Annotated in this window: 11 protein-coding genes; 3 read left to right on the top strand and 8 right to left on the bottom strand. The window is 70.1% G+C overall.

The window, feature by feature from the left end; translation table 11 throughout:
- Window positions 1-44: 44 nt before the first annotated feature.
- The 3 genes from M2317_RS14160 to M2317_RS14170 form a co-directional block, all read right to left on the bottom strand.
- Window positions 45-4,652, bottom strand: a complete 4,608-nt coding sequence (locus M2317_RS14160; protein ID WP_429461196.1) for an ExeM/NucH family extracellular endonuclease — start codon at window positions 4,650-4,652, stop codon at window positions 45-47.
- A gap of 207 nt (window positions 4,653-4,859) precedes the next feature.
- On the bottom strand, window positions 4,860-5,615 hold the full coding sequence (locus M2317_RS14165; RefSeq protein ID WP_429461591.1) for an SURF1 family protein: 756 nt from the start codon (window positions 5,613-5,615) through the stop codon (window positions 4,860-4,862).
- Between the two features lie 55 nt (window positions 5,616-5,670).
- Window positions 5,671-6,789 carry a GuaB3 family IMP dehydrogenase-related protein gene (locus tag M2317_RS14170; protein WP_429461593.1) on the bottom strand — a complete coding sequence of 373 codons (1,119 nt, stop codon included), beginning with the start codon at window positions 6,787-6,789 and terminating at the stop codon, window positions 5,671-5,673.
- A 66-nt stretch (window positions 6,790-6,855) separates the two neighbouring features.
- Between M2317_RS14170 and M2317_RS14175 the strand changes: the two genes are divergently transcribed.
- Window positions 6,856-7,941 carry an FAD-dependent oxidoreductase gene (locus M2317_RS14175; protein WP_429461198.1) on the top strand — a complete coding sequence of 362 codons (1,086 nt, stop codon included), beginning with the start codon at window positions 6,856-6,858 and terminating at the stop codon, window positions 7,939-7,941.
- 9 nt (window positions 7,942-7,950) lie between these two features.
- Here M2317_RS14175 and M2317_RS14180 read toward each other — a convergent pair whose 3' ends face one another.
- The 5 genes from M2317_RS14180 to M2317_RS14200 all read right to left on the bottom strand — a co-directional run bounded on the left by M2317_RS14180 (window position 7,951) and on the right by M2317_RS14200 (window position 14,735).
- Window positions 7,951-9,639 carry an ABC-F family ATP-binding cassette domain-containing protein gene (locus tag M2317_RS14180; protein ID WP_429461200.1) on the bottom strand — a complete coding sequence of 563 codons (1,689 nt, stop codon included), beginning with the start codon at window positions 9,637-9,639 and terminating at the stop codon, window positions 7,951-7,953.
- 75 nt (window positions 9,640-9,714) lie between these two features.
- Window positions 9,715-11,172: a pyridoxal phosphate-dependent decarboxylase family protein gene (locus tag M2317_RS14185; RefSeq protein WP_429461202.1), complete on the bottom strand. Its 1,458-nt coding sequence runs from the start codon at window positions 11,170-11,172 to the stop codon at window positions 9,715-9,717.
- Window positions 11,169-12,527 (bottom strand): MFS transporter, encoded by a 1,359-nt coding sequence (locus M2317_RS14190; protein ID WP_429461204.1) that lies wholly within the window; start codon window positions 12,525-12,527, stop codon window positions 11,169-11,171. Before M2317_RS14190 ends, M2317_RS14185 begins: the two co-directional genes overlap by 4 nt.
- Before the next feature lie 4 nt (window positions 12,528-12,531).
- Window positions 12,532-13,257 carry a helix-turn-helix domain-containing protein gene (locus M2317_RS14195; RefSeq protein WP_429461206.1) on the bottom strand — a complete coding sequence of 242 codons (726 nt, stop codon included), beginning with the start codon at window positions 13,255-13,257 and terminating at the stop codon, window positions 12,532-12,534.
- Window positions 13,254-14,735, bottom strand: coding sequence for an APC family permease (locus M2317_RS14200; RefSeq protein WP_429461208.1), 1,482 nt, complete (start codon window positions 14,733-14,735; stop codon window positions 13,254-13,256). Before M2317_RS14200 ends, M2317_RS14195 begins: the two co-directional genes overlap by 4 nt.
- A gap of 261 nt (window positions 14,736-14,996) precedes the next feature.
- On the opposite strand from M2317_RS14200, the gene M2317_RS14205 reads away from it, so the two are divergent.
- Together M2317_RS14205 and M2317_RS14210 are read left to right on the top strand one after the other, a co-directional pair.
- On the top strand, window positions 14,997-15,581 hold the full coding sequence (locus M2317_RS14205) for a MauE/DoxX family redox-associated membrane protein (RefSeq protein WP_429461210.1): 585 nt from the start codon (window positions 14,997-14,999) through the stop codon (window positions 15,579-15,581).
- Between the two features lie 36 nt (window positions 15,582-15,617).
- Window positions 15,618-16,244 (top strand): redoxin domain-containing protein, encoded by a 627-nt coding sequence (locus tag M2317_RS14210; protein WP_429461212.1) that lies wholly within the window; start codon window positions 15,618-15,620, stop codon window positions 16,242-16,244.

The following is a 16,244-nucleotide window of genomic DNA, read 5'->3' on the forward strand; positions in this document are numbered from 1 at the left end:
GCCGCCGGGATCGCTCCCGACGGCCTCCGTTGCGGTTCAGGGGATCAGAACCAACCGGTGATCAGATCCCAGATCCAGTCCAGGATGTCGCGCACCGCGCCGCCGCCCCGGTTGACGGTGACGGTCGCCGTCGCGCTGTCACCATCGGCCTGCGAGACCTCGACGGTGTACTTGCCCGGCTGAGTGCCCTTCGGCACGGTGACGGATGCCTGGAACGATCCGTCCTCGCCCACGACGACCTCGCCGAGGTCGATCGCCGCGCCCTTCTTGGGCTGCAGTCGGACCGTGACCGTCTCCCCCGGCTCGAAGTCGGCACCGGAGATGCTGAGCTTCTTGCCCACCGAGACCTTCTTGGGCGCCTCGATGGTGCCGGCGAACTCGACCGGCTCGGAGCCTGCGATCGTGAACGGCACCTGGACGCTCGTTCCGGTGTCGGCGACGGATACGGTGAGCGACTGCTCGCCGAACACCCCATCCGGCACCGTGAACGTCAGGCTCGCCCGGCCGACCTCGTCGGTCGTGTCGACGATCGTCGGATCGATCTGCCCCGACACGAGTGCGGTCTCGCCGAGCGACACCGCGACCTCGGCCCCGTTCGCCTCGCCCGCGCTGAAGTTCAGCGAGGAGAGAGCGATCGTCACCTGGTCGCCGGCGCTGTAGCCGTCCGCATCCGCGGGGCTCAGCGTCACGCCGACCGCACGCTGGGCGAGATCGGGCGCGGCAGTGCCGTTCGCGTCGAACCAGTCGACCATCGACGCGAGATCGACCTTGCCGGTGTCGGCCTTGTTCGTTCCGTCGGCGAACGTGGCGAAGTTGTCTCCGCCGGCCGCGAGGAACGAGTTCGCCGCCACCGTGTACGTCGCCGCCGGGTCGATCGGCGTTCCGTCGAGCGTGATCGACATGATCCGCGCCCCCGCCGCCGCGGTCGGGTCGTACGTGTACGCCAGACCCTTCGAGACGCCGAGCTTGAGGAACGGACGACTCGCCCCTGCGGGCTGCCACTGCTCTTCGAGCACGGCCTTCAGCTGAGCTCCGGTGAGATCAAGCGTGACGAGCGTGTTGGCGAACGGCTGCACCGTCGCCGCCTCGCGGAAGGTGACGTTGCCGTCGGGGTCCGCCGCACCGGCACTCGCGTAGGCGAGGTTGGCCCGGATTCCACCCGGGTTCATCAGGGCGATGTCGGCTCCGGTGGCCCACTTCTGCACGTCGGCGACGAAGTTGCCGATCGTGGACTCGCCACCGCGGTTCTCGGAACCGGTCGACTGGCGAGCGCGGTTGAAGTCCGCCGTGATCTCGCCGACCTTCTCGGCACCGAGCACGTCGGCCTCGGCCTTGGCCGCGTCCACGATCGCCTGCACGTCGGTGACAGCCGGGTACAGCGGCTTGCCGGCCTCGGTGAGGGGCTTGATCTCGTTCGTGATCGAGACGAGCTCCTTCGTCTCGGCATCCACCTGCAGATTCATCAGACCGAAGTTCTCGCCGTACTGACCGGCCGAGACGACGGGCCGACCGTCGATCACGTGGTTGTACGCGAGGTGCGTGTGGGCCGAGACGATCGCGCTCACGCTGTCGTCCACACCGGCGACGATCTCGCCCAGAGCGGATTCCGGAGTGATGCTCGCGACGTCCGTGCTGGTCGCCCCCTCGTGGACGAGGAGGATCAGCACATCGGCCTCGCCGTTCGCGGCCTCACCGTCGGTGAGGTCATCAGCGACGGCGTTGACCGAGTCGGCGATGCTGCGCACCTCGAGCTCGGCGATGCCGTCCGGCGACACGAGGGAATCGAGTTCCTCGGTGACAGCCCCGATGAAGCCCACCTTGACGCCGTCCAGCTCGGCGACCCAGGCCGGAGCGAGCGCGGGCTCGCCCGTCTCGGTCACGAACACGTTGGCGCTGATGTACTCCCAGTCCGCACGGTCCTGGATGCGGCCCTCGAGGTCCTCCCAGCCCTGATCGAACTCGTGGTTGCCCGCGGCGCTGACATCCAGCCCCGCAGCGTTGAGCGCGTCGATCGTCGGGTTGTCATCCTGGATGAACGACGTGAACGTCGAGGCGCCGACCAGGTCTCCCGCTGCGGCGAACACCGTGTTCGGGTTCGCTTCGCGCTGCTGCTGCACCGCACCGGCGAGCACGGCGGCACCCGCCGCTGCACCGTCCGCCTCGATCCGACCGTGGAAGTCGTTGATCGTGACGATGTCGATCGACACCGGCGGAATCTCGCTCGAGATGCCGACGATGACCGGGTCGTGATCGCTGGAGCGGAACGGCGTACCCGCCTCGGTGGCGCCGAACGCGTAGCCGCGGTCGCTCCACTCCGGCGAGTTGATGCCCCACACCGCTGTGCCGGTCACGGATGCCGTCAGAGACGGGGACGCGATCGCGTGGTCGAGCGAGCCGAGCTCGCCGTCGAACGTGTAGGTGTGCTGGCCTGCGGCCTTCGCCGGAACCAGGTCGGTCCAGCCGGCCTGCGCGAACACGTCGATCGGGTCCTCCTGGCCGTACGCGTTGAAGTCGCCGAGCAGCAGGATGTCATCGCTGCCGCTCGTCTCGGCGATGGTCTGGGTGAAGGCCAGGAGCGACTGCGCCTGTGCAACACGGTCTGCGTTGAAGAAGCCCTGCCCGTCCGCCGGCTCCGCCCCTCCGCCGGTGGGCGGCGACTTCGACTTGAAGTGGTTCGCGACGACCGAGAAGATCTTGCCGTCCGCGTCGAACGTCTGCGAGATCGGCTCGCGGGCATTGCCCCAGACGGTCTCGTCGACGACAGTGGCGCTGTCGCCGACCGGCGTCACGGCGTCCTTCTTGTAGATGATCGCATTCGTGATCACGTCGGTGTCGGTCTCGAGCAGCGCGGACGGCGTCGGCACGTACGCCCACACCTCGGAACCGGCATCCGCGTTGAGACCGTCGACGAGATCGGCCAGCGCCGAATCCGCCGGCTTGCCGAAGTGGATCGAGTTCTCGATCTCCATCAGCGAGACGACGTCCGCACCCAGCGCATTGATCGCGGTGACGATCTTCGACTTCTGGATCGCGAACTCCTCGGCCGTCTCGGCGCCGCGGGCATCCGGGTTCTCGCCGGACAGCGTCGTGAAGTAGTTGTAGACGTTGAAGGCGCCGACCTGCACGTCTCCGCCGACCTCCGGCGCGGCATCCGTGCGGGGGTTCTGCGCCGTGAAGCTCGCCTTGTAGCCCGCGTCGCTCGCGTCGTCGATCGGGATGACCGGCTGCAGCCTCCAGTCATCGAAACCGTACTGCAGCACGTAGCCGGCATCCGCGAAGTCGACGGCGTCGCCGTTGCGGACCACCGTGTCTGCCGTGAAGTACGGCTGCTCGCCCGGGTGCGCGTTGCTGGTGACCTGGGCGGACCATCCGTCGTCGAGGAGGATGCGCTCGGCCCGGTTCTCGGCGGCGATCGCATTCGCGGCGTCGCCGGGGCGCGTGGTCTCGGTGCTCTTGACGTTCAGCTCGCCCGGGTTCAGCCACAGCGTGCCGTAGTTGTACAGCTGGTGGCTGGAGGCGAGCAGGTACGACCCCGTCGGCGCGACGAGCATGTTCTCGTACGCCTCACGGTCGGCGCCCGTGACGGTGTCCGCGAGCGGGGTCGCGGCCGGCACGCCCGCACCGGCGGTGACGACGGCGACGTCCGACACGGATGCCGGGTTGATCTGCGTCTGCCCGTAGTACTCGCTGACCGTGCCGGTGACGGAGACGAGATCGCCGATCGCGAGCGTCGGAGCGAGCGCGTTCAGGTACACGAAGACGCCGTCCGAGACACCAGGAGTCGCGTCGGCGTCGCCGCCGGACCCCGGAGTCTGGATCGAGACGCCCTTGTATCCGCCGGTGCGGTAATCGCCCGTGACGACACCCTCGACCGTGACGTTCTGTCCGTTCAACGGCGAGACGTCGGCCTGGCCCTGCACCTCGGCGATCGAGACGGCCGTGGGCTCTTCGGGCTCCTCCGGCTCCGTGGCGCCGGAGTTCTGCGGAGTGATGGTCGCTGACAGGGCGAAGTCGGCGCTGTTGTCGTCGGTGTCGGCGGCGTTCGTGCGGTTGAGCGACTTGACGTCGGTGTTCCCGGCCGGCGGTGTGGCGGCAGCGGTCTCGAACGTGTTCGAGGTGCCGTAGCCGAGCAGGTCGACGACGCCGTCGACGCCGGCGACCGAACCGGTCGCGAGGCTCACTGCCGCGGTTCCCTCGACGAGCGCAAGCGTGCCGTTCGTGCCGCTCGGGTTCAGGTTGCCGACGGCATCCGCTGCGGGCAGCGCCTGGCCGTTGGCGCCGTTGCTGCCGCCCTGCACGAGATAGTGGCCGCCCGCGGGGATGACGCCGGTGAGCGGCACGACGCCGTTGAAGGCAGCCATCCCGGTGGCCGAGCGGTACTGCAGCGACAGACCGTCCAGGGTGACGGGTTCGCTCGTCGGGTTGTACAGCTCCACGAACTTGTTCGTGAACTGCGCACCGGCGCTGCCGCCGGACAGGTACGCCTCGTTGATGACGACCGCTGTTCCGGTCGTGTTCGCGAGGGCAGGGGTCGCGACCAGTGCGCCGGCGCCCAGGGCGGCGACGCAGGTCACGGCGAGGACGCGGATGCGCCCCCGACTGCGGAAGGACGCCGGAACCGTGCGGTTCCCGGCATCAGGGGCTGGCATCATCGTTGCTGTCTCCTCGGTCGGGTGGTGCGCCGGCTTTCGTGAATCCGTCGCCGCGGGCGCTCTCAGCGCACGCACATAATCGGGAGCTTAGGGAGGGCCGGGGACAGGATCAACGGTGTTCGCCGAATCGTCATCCTCTGCTCACACAATCGCCTCAGAAACGCTCAGATGCGCATCGCGGCACGCTCAGATGCGCGCCGAAGCGGGTCAGGATGCCGTCGCGGCCGCGTCCTCGATGTCCTCGACCTCGCGCTCCCAGGCATCCTTCGCGAGGCGGTACCAGATGTAGAAGGCGAAGCCGGCGAAGATCGCCCATTCGGCCGCATAGAAGACGTTCAGCCAATTGACCGGGGACTGCTCCTCCGGTGCGGGCGACGAGATGTCCACGAGTCCGTCCGGAGCCTCGGCGCTGGCGAGATACGGCCGGTAGACCGCCAGCCGATCCGCATCGTGCCAGTGGTTCAGCAGCGCCGCCGGCGACATCCGGTCCAGGCGCTGAGGGTCGTCAGCCGGCGGCACCTGCACGCCTTCGTCCGAGATGAGACGGCCGGTGATCGTGACGTCGACGCCGGGGGCGGTCTGCTCGAGAGCGGTCGCCGCGGCATCCGCATCGTCCCGGTCCTGCGCCCAGCCCAGCGCGACCGCGATCGACACGCCATCCGCGACGCGAAGCTGCCCGGTCACCCAGTAGCCTTCGACGTCATCGTTGTACCGCGACGAGACGACGAGGAAGTCTCCGCCGATCCAGGTGCCGGTGGCCTCGGTGCGCTGGCCGACGTACGGCTCCGGAAGGTACTCGCCGGGGACCACGACGTCGTCCAGCGGGCGGACGTCCTCGGTCACGCCGGCCGGCACAGGGTCGGTCTCGATCGCGCGACCGAGCTGCCACTGACCGAGGAACGCGAAGACCCCAGCCACGAGCAGGCACAACGCGAGCACGCCGATCCAGCGCGGCCGCAGCATCACCTCGCGCAGCGTCGGCGGGAAGACCTCTGGTGTCGTCACGGCAGGCGGATGCTCAGCCCTGCTCGTACGGAGCGAGCACGACCTCGACGCGCTGGAACTCCTTCAGGTCGGAGTATCCGGTCGTCGCCATGGACTTGCGCAGAGCGCCGATGAGATTCGCCGTGCCGTCGGCGACGGGGGCGGGTCCGAAGAGGATCTCCTCCAGCGGCGCGATGGCGTCGACGGCCACCCGGCGGCCGCGCGGAAGCTTGGCGTGGTGCGCCTCAGGCCCCCAGTGGAAGCCGCGGCCCGGCGCATCGGTCGCGCGGGCCAGTGCGACGCCCAGCATGACCGCATCCGCGCCCATCGCGAGCGCCTTGACGACGTCGCCAGAGGTGCCGACGCCGCCGTCGGCGATCACGTGCACGTAGCGTCCGCCGGACTCGTCGAGGTAGTCGCGGCGGGCGGCGGCGACATCCGAGACGGCGGTCGCCATCGGCGCGTGGATGCCGAGGGTCGCGCGCGTCGTCGACGCCGCTCCCCCACCGAAGCCGACGAGCACACCGGCGGCACCGGTGCGCATGAGGTGCAGAGCCGCGGTGTACGTCGCTGCGCCGCCGACGATCACCGGCACATCGAGGTCGTAGATGAACTTCTTCAGGTTCAGGGGCTCGGCGGCACTGGAGACGTGCTCGGCCGAAACCGTCGTGCCGCGGATCACGAACAGGTCGACACCGGCGGCGACGACCGTCTCGTACAGCTCCTGGGTGCGCTGCGGAGTGAGCGACCCCGCCACCGTGACGCCACCGGCACGGATCTCCGCGAGGCGCGCCTTGATCAGCTCCGGCTTGATGGGCTCGCTGTACAGCTGCTGCATGCGCTGAGTCGCCTGCTCTGACGCGAGTCCGGCGATCTCCTCGAGCAGCGGCTCGGGGTTCTCGTACCGCGTCCAGAGACCCTCGAGGTCGAGCACGCCGAGACCACCGAGCTGGCCGAGCCTGATGGCCGTCGCAGGGCTCACGACCGAGTCCATCGGCGCGCCGAGCACCGGGATGTCGAAGCCGTAGGCGTCGATGGTCCACGCGGTCGAGACGTCTTCGGGGTTGCGCGTGCGCCGTGAGGGCACCACCGCGATGTCGTCGAACGTGTACGCGCGACGCGCACGCTTGCCCCGGCCGAGTTCGATGTCCATGCTCACCCGTCCAGCCTACCCGGGGCGGCCGCGGCTGAGAGACTGGTCGGGATCGGGAGGTGCGGGATGGCGCAGGATGCCGTGGACATCGCCGTCGTGGGCGGCGGCGTCATGGGACTGGCGACGGCATGGCAGCTCGTGCGGCGCGGTCTCCGACCCGTCGTCCTGGAGCGATTCGCGCGCGGCCACGCGCAAGGCGCATCCCACGGCGCCACGCGCAACTTCAACAACGCCTATGCCGAGGAGCACTACCTCGACCTGCTGGAGCGCTCGCGCGCCGGTTGGGACGCGCTCGGCGCTGTGGACGGCGCCCCGCTGCTGCGCCTGCACGGCCTGGTCACGCACGGCGACGTCGACGTCGCGTCGGTGCAGACGGGACTCGCGCGTCGCGGCATCCCGGCCGACCTGCTGACGGCGGCGGAGGCGCACCGGCGGTGGCCGGGGATGCGCTTCGCGTCGGACGTGCTGTGGTCCGCGGATGCCGGCGTCATCCGCGCCGCCGACGCCCTCCGCGAGCTGGAGCGGCGGATCGTCGCCGGCGGTGGCACGGTCCACTGGGAGACCCCGGTCGAGCGCATCGGCCAGGACCCGGCGAGCGCTCTGCTCGCTCTGGCCGATGGGACCACCCTGCGCGCGGACACCGTGATCGTGACAGCCGGCGCATGGACCTCGACCCTGCTCGGCGGCATCGGGCTGCCGCGGCTGCGTGTCACGGAGGAGACGCCGGCGCACTTCCAACCCGTGACGGATGCCGCATGGCCGTCCTTCAACCACTACGTCGCACCGAGCGACTACCCCGCGACGGTCTACGGCATGCCCACGCCGGGCGAGGGCGTCAAAGTGGGCTTCCACCAGGTCGGCGACGAGGTCGACCCCGACGCACGTCCGCACCGCACGACGCACGCGGACGCACTCCGCTCCTATGTGCGCGAGTGGATGCCGGGGCTGGATGCCGATTCCGCGCTGCACCTGAGCTGCACGTACACGTCGACCGACGACAGCGATTTCGTGCTCGACCGGCGAGGGCGGTTCGTGATCGGCGCCGGCTTCTCCGGACACGGCTTCAAGTTCGCGCCCGGCGTCGGCGCCGTGCTGGCCGATCTCGCGCTCGATCCGGCGGCGCGCGCCGCCGCACCGTTCCGTCTCGGCTGATCGAGCGTCTCAGCGGGCGCGCATGACACGGCGTTCGTCCCACACCGGTTCGTCGGCCGCGTACACCTCGCCGTCCGAGCCGAACACGAGGAACCGATCGAACGATCGGGCGAACCAGCGGTCGTGCGTCACCGCCAGGACTGTGCCGTCGAAGCGGGTCAGCGCGTCTTCCAGTGCCTCGGCCGACTCCAGGTCGAGGTTGTCCGTCGGCTCGTCGAGCAGCAGCAGCGTCGCTCCCGAGAGCTCGAGCAGCAGCACTTGGAAGCGGGCCTGCTGACCGCCCGAGAGCGAGTCGAAACTCTGCTGCGCCTGCCGGACGAGCCCGTAGCGGTCCAGGGCGCTGCTCGCGGCATCCCGCGGCATCCCGGCCCGACGATCGTCTCCGCGGTGCAGGATCTCGAGCAGCGTGCGGCCGACGAACTCCGGGTGCGCGTGCGTCTGCGCGAAAAGCCCTGGCACCACTCGGGCGCCCAGGATCGCGCGGCCCGTGTGCGGGACCTCCGTCACCAGCTCGCCCGTCGACGTCACGTGCCCGAGCGTCGGATCGGGGTCGGTGCCTCCTCTGGCGAGCAGCCGCAGGAAGTGCGACTTGCCCGAACCGTTGGAGCCGAGCACGCCGATGCGGTCACCGAACCAGATCTCGGCGTCGAACGGTCGCATCAGGCCGGTCAGCTCCAGCCGCTCGGCGACCACGGCGCGCTTGCCGGTCCGCGCTCCCCGCAGGCGCATGTCGAAGTCCTGCGCCGGTGGGCGCTCTTCGGGCGGCCCGGCCTCCTCGAACTTGCGCAGCCGCGTCTGCGCCGCCCGATAGCGCGACGCGAACCCGTCGTTCGCCTCGGCCTTCACCTTGAGCGTCGCGACGAGCGTGCGCAGCTTCTCGTGCTGCTCGTCCCAGCGCCGGCGCAACTCGTCCAGGCGATCCATCCGGTCCTCGCGCGCCTGGTGATACGTGGCGAAGCCGCCGCCGTGCACCCATGCGGTGGCACCGGCGCCACCCGGTTCGAGCGTGATGATCCGGTCGGCCGCTCTCGCGAGCAGCTCCCGGTCGTGCGAGACGAGCAGCACCGTCTTCGGCGTCTGCCGCAGCTGCTCCTCCAGCCAGCGCTTGGCCGGGACGTCCAGATAGTTGTCCGGCTCGTCCAGCAGCAGGACGTCGTCCGGTCCCCGCAGCAGCGTTTCGAGGGCGAGCCGCTTCTGCTCGCCTCCGGACAGCGTGACGAGCTCGCGATATCTGGCCCGTTCGTACGGCACACCGAGAGCGGCGACCGTGCACTGGTCCCAGACGGTCTCGTGCTCGTACCCGCCGGCATCCGCGTACTCGGCGATCGCCGCGGCGTACGCCATCTGGGTGTCGTGCTCATCGCGTTCGATGAGCGCGTTCTCCGCCGACTCCAGTGCCTCAGCGGCGGCACGGATGCGGCGCGGAGCGACTCTCGTCAGCAGGTCCTGCACGGTCTCACCGGCCTCGCCATGGCCGACGAACTGGTCCATGACGCCGAGGCCGCCGTCGATCGTGACGACGCCGGAGTCCGCCGCCGTGTCCGCGCGGATGATCCGCAGCAGCGTGGTCTTGCCCGCGCCGTTCGGCCCGATCAGGGCGCTGGTGGAGCCGGCTCCGACGCGGAACGTCACCTCGTCGAGGAGGGGCCTGCCATCGGGCAGGGTCAGCGAGATCGCCGAGACATCGATGTAGCCCACGGTGGGTCGTCCTTCCGCCCACCGCACCCGTCGTGAAGCAAGCCGACCAGGCTATCAGCATCCGCCCCTGGTGGGTCAGCGCGGCTCCGACATCCGCGCGAGCAGTTCGGTGAGCAGCGCCTCCGCCACCGGCGCCGGCAGTTCCTCGATCAGCGCAAGCAGAGTCGCCATCGGCCGGTCCGACGCGATCCTGCCCGCCCCGGCCAGACGCAGCAGTCGCCACGATGCCGCAGGCCCCGGCACCCGATCGGCGCCGTATCCGAGCGCGCGAACAGCGCCCGCGAGGACGCGGCCGTCAGCGGGCCGGCGCCCTCGCACGGCATCGGCCGCCCGCCCGAGTGCGCGCCGGAATTCGGTCAGCGATCGCTCCAGGACCGGCGTCAGCGTGAGATGGGCGCTGCGCGGCAGACGCGTTCCGTCGGACTGCACGAACCCCGGCTGATGCTGGATGCGCCAGCCGTGGCGCGCCAGCTCGTCGGCGAGCCGATGCGGGTCCACCCGCAGCTCCCGCGGCGCGTCGGCGTCGGCGACCAGCGCGATCGCCGGGCCGATCGGGTGGCCCATCACTGCGAGCCCGGGGATGCGCTCGACCTCGTCGCGGATGCCGTCGGCGACCCGAGCGATCGACGCTGTCAGATCGGTGTAGCCGGAATCGCCCAGTCGTTGCACGATCGCCCACGCCGCGGCCAGAGGCGACGCGGATCGCGTGCCCAGCAGCGTCGGATTCACGACCGGGTAGCCCGGCCAGCGGGTCGTGGCGAAGAACTGCGCACGATGCTGCCGCCTCCCTCGATGCAGCAGCACCGAGACGCCCTTGGGCGCGTAGCCGAACTTGTGCAGATCGGCCGACATGCTCGTCACACCGCGCACCCGGAAGTCCCAGTCCGGCACATCGCGCCACCACGGCAGCACGAGCCCGCCGAAGCAGGCATCGACGTGGCACCGGATGCCGCGGGCACGAGCAGCCGCGGCGACGACACGGATCGGATCGAGCGCGCCCGAGGGATACGCCGGCGCGGACACGACGACCAGCGCGACGTCGCCCGCCAGACGTGCGACGAGCGCATCGGCGACCACGACTCCGTCGGACCCGCACGGGACCGGATCGAAGTCCAGATCGAACAGTCGTGCGGCCTTCTGGAACGCGGCGTGCACGGTCACCGGCGCGAGCAGTCGCGGTCGCACGCCGGCGGCCACGGCATCCGGATGCTCTGCTCGCCACAGCTCGCGCGCGGTCTTCACGGCGAGCAGGCAGCTCTCGGTTCCGCCGCTGGTCACGGAGCCCGTGACGTCGCGCCCGCCGTGCACGGCTCGCCGCACGAAACGGATCACTTCGCGCTCCATGGCGGCCACGGAGGGGAAGACGGTCGGGTCGAGTCCGTTGACCGGACGGGCGAGGGATGCCGCGGCATCCGCCAGTTCGTCCAGCTCCGGCATCCCCGAGTCGTAGACGTAGGCGAGCACGTGCCCGCCGTGCGTCGGCGCGTCGGCCGCGCGCAGTCGGCGCAACCGTTCCAGGATGCCGTCGTTCACGCCATCGACCCTGCGATGTCGCGCTCGCGGAGCCGGTAACGCGCGAGCGTCACGAGGCTCAGCGCCATGAGCGCGGCAGGGAGGACGCTGAACGCCACGGCGATGCCGGCGATGGCCGCCGGCGGCTGTGCGATCACGACGCCGGCGGTGGACTCGAGGTAGCCGGTGGCGGCGAGCACGATCGACAGGACGGTCGCGCCGAGGGCCATTCCCGTGGTCTCCCCCGCGGTCCAGACTCCGCTGAACACGCCGGCTCGATTCGCGCCGGCGTGTTCGGACCGATCGTGCGCCATCACGTCCGGGAGCATCGCCATCGGCAGCGTCTGCATGCCTGCGTACGCCGCTCCGGCGAGCGCGACGGGCGCGAGGATCCACCAGCCGGGCAGCCAGGTCATGGCGACGAGGACGAGAGTCGCGAGCAGAAACACGAGGCTCGCGAGTCGGAACGCGCGTTCCTTGCCGACACGATCGGCGATGCGCTTCCAGACCGGAGCCATCAGCAGCGCCGGCGCGATCAACGAGGCGAACAGCGGCGTGACGGCGCCCTCGTCCTTCAGGATCCAGCGCGCGACGAACTGGGCGCCCGCCAGCATGAGACCCGTCGCCAGCCCCTGCAACATGAAGGTGACCAGCAGTGCGCGGAACGGCTGGCTCTCGCGCAGCACGCGGATGCCGGCGCGGTAGTGCGCACCGATGGACATCCCCGCGACGACCGGCAGCGGAGGGCGCTGCGGGGCGACCGACGCGGACACGAGCATCCCGACGGCCAGCACGATGCCGGCGACGAGCGCCATCACGAGGTAGCCGCGCAGCGGGTCATCCGGGAAGAGACCGCGCAGCTCCGGACCGCCCGCGCCGAACAGCAGGATCGCGATGGTCAGCACCACCACGCGCCAGCTGAGCAGGCGAGTGCGTTCGCGATAACTGTCCGTCAGCTCAGCCGGCAACGCGATGTAGGGCACCTGGAACAGGCTGAAGCAGGTCGCCGCGAGCATGAAGGCGATCAGCACCCACAGCGCGGACGCGAGCGGCCCGAGCCCGCCGGGCACGGCGAACGTCAGCACGAACGCGACCGGCAGACCGATGCCGCCGAGAATCATGAAACGGCGCCTCGAGCCCGCTTGCGCGTAGGACCGGTCGCTGAGCCCGCCTATGACAGGGTCGATCAGCACATCCCAGATCTTCGCCGCCGTCACGATCGCCCCGGCGGCGAGCGCCGCGACGCCGAGCGAATCCGTGAGGTAGTAGACCAGCACCAGACCCGGCAGTGTGGCGAAGCCGCCGGTGCCGAGCGAACCGATCGCGTAACGGGCGACCTGGCTCCTGGTCAGCGCCGAACTCCCCGGTGAATCCATGCGCTCACTCTAGTGGCGCACGAGCGGGCGGTCCGGCGTGCTCGACCCACAGAGCGGCGACCTCCTCGGCCGCCGATCGCAGCCGCGGCACGTGGCGCGCTGCTGCGGATATCGCGCTCGGCGCATCGGCGAACGCGATCGCGCCGACGCGCCGCGGCCCGGCATGGACGGGAACGGCCATGCAGGCACGATCCGCCGAGAGCAGGCCGACCTGCTGCGCGTATCCCCTGGCACGGGTCGCATCCGCCAGCGCGCCGGCGCTCGGCGGCACGCTGAGGCCCTGCTCGATGCGCTCGAGGAGCAGCAGCTGTCCGGCCGCCGAGCGCTCCGAAGAAGCGAGGAAACCGCGCATGTCTGAGATCGGATGCAGCGGGTCCTCGTCCATCAGCTCCAATCGGTCGCCGACGAAACGAACGAGGTGGATGGCACCGGCGGTGTCCTGTCGGAGTCTCGCCAGGATCACGTCGTGCCGCCCGGTGCGACGCCCCGTGACATGGCGAGCGAGCTCGACGACACGCACGCCGAGGATGAAGCCCGTCAGGTCCGGCCTGCGGACGAGAAACTCCTGCCGGACCAACGTGTTCAGGACGCGGTACATCGACGAACGCGGGATGTCGAGCGCCGATGCCAGGTCGTTCGCCGAGATGCCGGTGCGATGCTGGGCGACGAGTTCGAGCACCTCCATGGCCAGCTCCAGGCGGTCGCCGCCACCGCCCGGCGTCCGGTTCATGGCGTGGCATCCGCTCTGGGCGGCTGGTTCGCAGCGGTCGCCGGTGTTCCTCCGATCGTGTCGGCGGCGACCGGCAGGTCGTAGATCCCGAGGCGATGCAGCACAGCGGAGCGGCGCTGAGCGTGCAGCATCAGGGTGATGGCCAGCATGGCGATGGACCCGATGGCGACCAGCACGAAGACGATCCGTTCGGTGGGCACCGCTGCCACGTAGTGCCCCAAGGTCACCGCGAGGACGAGGACGACGATGAATGCCGGCAGAGCCGACACCCATCGGAACTCGCCGATGCGCAGGAGGAACAGCGGGGCTGCCGCCGCCACCAGCAGGTAGACGGAGACGTAACCCAGGATCGCCGCCGCGTCGGCGATCTGTCTGACCGCGTTCGAAGCGTCCGGCACCGCTGCGCCCGCCAGAGCGATCGCACCCACGGCCGCAGCAACCAGTGCACCGCCGGCCGCAGGCGTCCCTCGCGCCCCCGTCCGGCCGAAGACGTCTCCGACCAGACCCTCCCGGCTCATCACGAACAGCAGCCGCACGAGCGCTGTGGTCGTCGCCAGCGCGCACGCGAGGAAGGAGAGGATGATGATGACCTCGACGAACGCCGTCAGTCCGTGCAGGCCCAAGCCTGTCGCCGCCATCTCCGAGATCTCGCCGCTGCTGTGGAACGGCGCCTGACCGGCGAGCTGGGCGGTCGCCGCGAGCAGATAGCTGAGCGAAACGGCGAGCACGGTCCAGCCGAGCGCACGCGTCACGGATGCCAGGGGGCGCCGGGTCTCCGGCCCCAGAGCGATCCCGGACTCGAATCCGACGAAGGCGATCAACCCGACGGCGACGCCGGCGAGTACCGCGTGCATATCGAGTCCGACGACCGGTTGCGCCGCGGGGAGCCTGCCGTGCGAACCGACGAGAACCGCGACGGCGATGACCGACACTGTGACCACGGCGAGCGCTTCAACGATCAAGAGCACCCGCGTCGAGATCCGCACCCCCAGTGCGTTCACGGCGGCGATGAGCACGACCGTCGTCACGACGACGAGGATCGCCGCCCCGACGCCGCCACCGGACATGCGTTGCACGCGCGCAGCAGCATCGACGATGCAGACGATGGCGATGCTGCCGTAACCGACACCGAGACAGGCACCCGCGACCACACCGGCGCGCGGGCCGAGCCCGCGGACCACGAATGTATAGAGCGATCCGGCACTCGCGATTCGGCGGGTGAACTGACTCATCACGAAGGCGAGGAGAACGACGACCAGGACCGTCGTGATCACCGAGGCGAGGGCGTACGGCCCCGCCTGCCGGCTGACCGTCCCCGGATTCATCAACGCGACACCAGCCGGCGCGACGGCGGCGAACGACTGCGCGGCGACGTCCATCGGGCCGATGCGTCGACGGCGCAGGCCGTGCAACGGCGAAACGGATGCGATTCCCTCGACGGGAACGCGTTCGGCGATCGCCCGTTCCAGTGCGCGCACTGAGCCTCCTGCTCGCTTTCGCCGTGTCGCCGCCGGCGAGTGCGGCCGGTCGGCACAGCGAATCTAGGCGCGCGCGATTGCGATCTCACGTCGTCCGAGTTTCCGTCGTGTGACGAGAGGTGAGATGCGATGCAGACCACGTCCCACGACATGTCCGTGAAGCGTTACGGCACGGACGCACCACGGAAAAGCCGTTGCGCGAGCATCGCTGTCATCGGTTCCCGCACCCTGTGGGGCCGGAAGATGACGAGGAGCGGACCCATGATCCCCACCGCTGTCTCCGCACTGCTGGGGGGCATGCTGCTGCTGGCAGGCATCCCGAAGCTCCGCGACCGCCGCGGCATGCTCCAGGCCGTGCAGGGCTATCGACTGCTGCCGGCACCGCTGGAACGGCTCGCCGCCGCGGTGCTGCCGCTGGCAGAGGTCCTGCTCGGCGCGTTCCTGGTCGCGGGCGTTCCCGCACCCGTCGTCCCCGCCTGCGCCGCTGCATTGTTCCTGATGTTCTTCGCGGCGCTCGCCTTGAACCTGCTGAGGGGGCGACGCGAACTGGATTGCGGATGCTTCGCCTTCCGGTCCGAGAGCCACACGCCGCGGATCTCCTGGTTCCACGCGATCCGTGCACTGCTGCTCGCGGCGACGGCGGCGGGACTCGCGCTCGTCCCCGGCGGTTACGGAATCGCGGTGACCCCGCTTCCCGAGCAGGCGCTCGGGCTGGCGCTCGCGGCGCTCGTCTTCACGGCGGTTCTCGGCGCGCTGGCCGTCCACGCCGTGATCAATCCGGGGCGCCGCTCCCTCGACTCCCACCTCGCATACGCGCAGCACGAGCTGCGCTCCCCCTCCCGCTGACATCGCCCCCCGCCACGCTCGACAGAAGGAATCCACATGACGCTCTTCCTCTTCATCTCGGTGATCGTCCTGATCGTCGCGGTCGCCTTTCTGTTCCTGACGAACCTCGCCCTGGCACGAGAACTCGGACGCATCCAGGTGCGCTTGGGACCGCTCGGCGCACGGATGATGGACTCCGGGCCGAAGGTGGCCGAAGTCGGCCCGTCGTTCGAGGGGCTCACCGATCATCTCGGACGGACCATCAGCATCGGCGGGCATCGTGAGCGCCCTCAGCTGCTCATGTTCACAGGCCCCAAGTGCTCGACGTGCAAGAGCCTGCTCCCCGGGATCAAGGCCCTCGCGAAGGCCGAGCGCCGCCACCTCGACGTGGTCATGGTGTCCGACGGAACCCCGGCGGAGCACGAAGCCTTCCTCGCCGGTGCCGACATCCGCGACGAACTCGCGTACGTCGACGCCCGTGACGTCGGCATCGCCTACCAGGTGGGGACGACCCCGTACGGCGTCGTCCTCGACGCGCACGGCCGGATCCGCGGCAAGGGTCTGTGCAACCAGCTTGCTCACGTCGAGAGCCTGCTGAACGCGCTGGACACCGGCAGCCCTTCGCTGCAGCACCTGCATGAGCAGTCCCAGACCCGTGTGCCCGGCGGACTCGCCGCGCATTGA

Source organism: Microbacterium sp. ZKA21 (genome assembly GCF_050434165.1).
GTDB lineage: Bacteria > Actinomycetota > Actinomycetes > Actinomycetales > Microbacteriaceae > Microbacterium.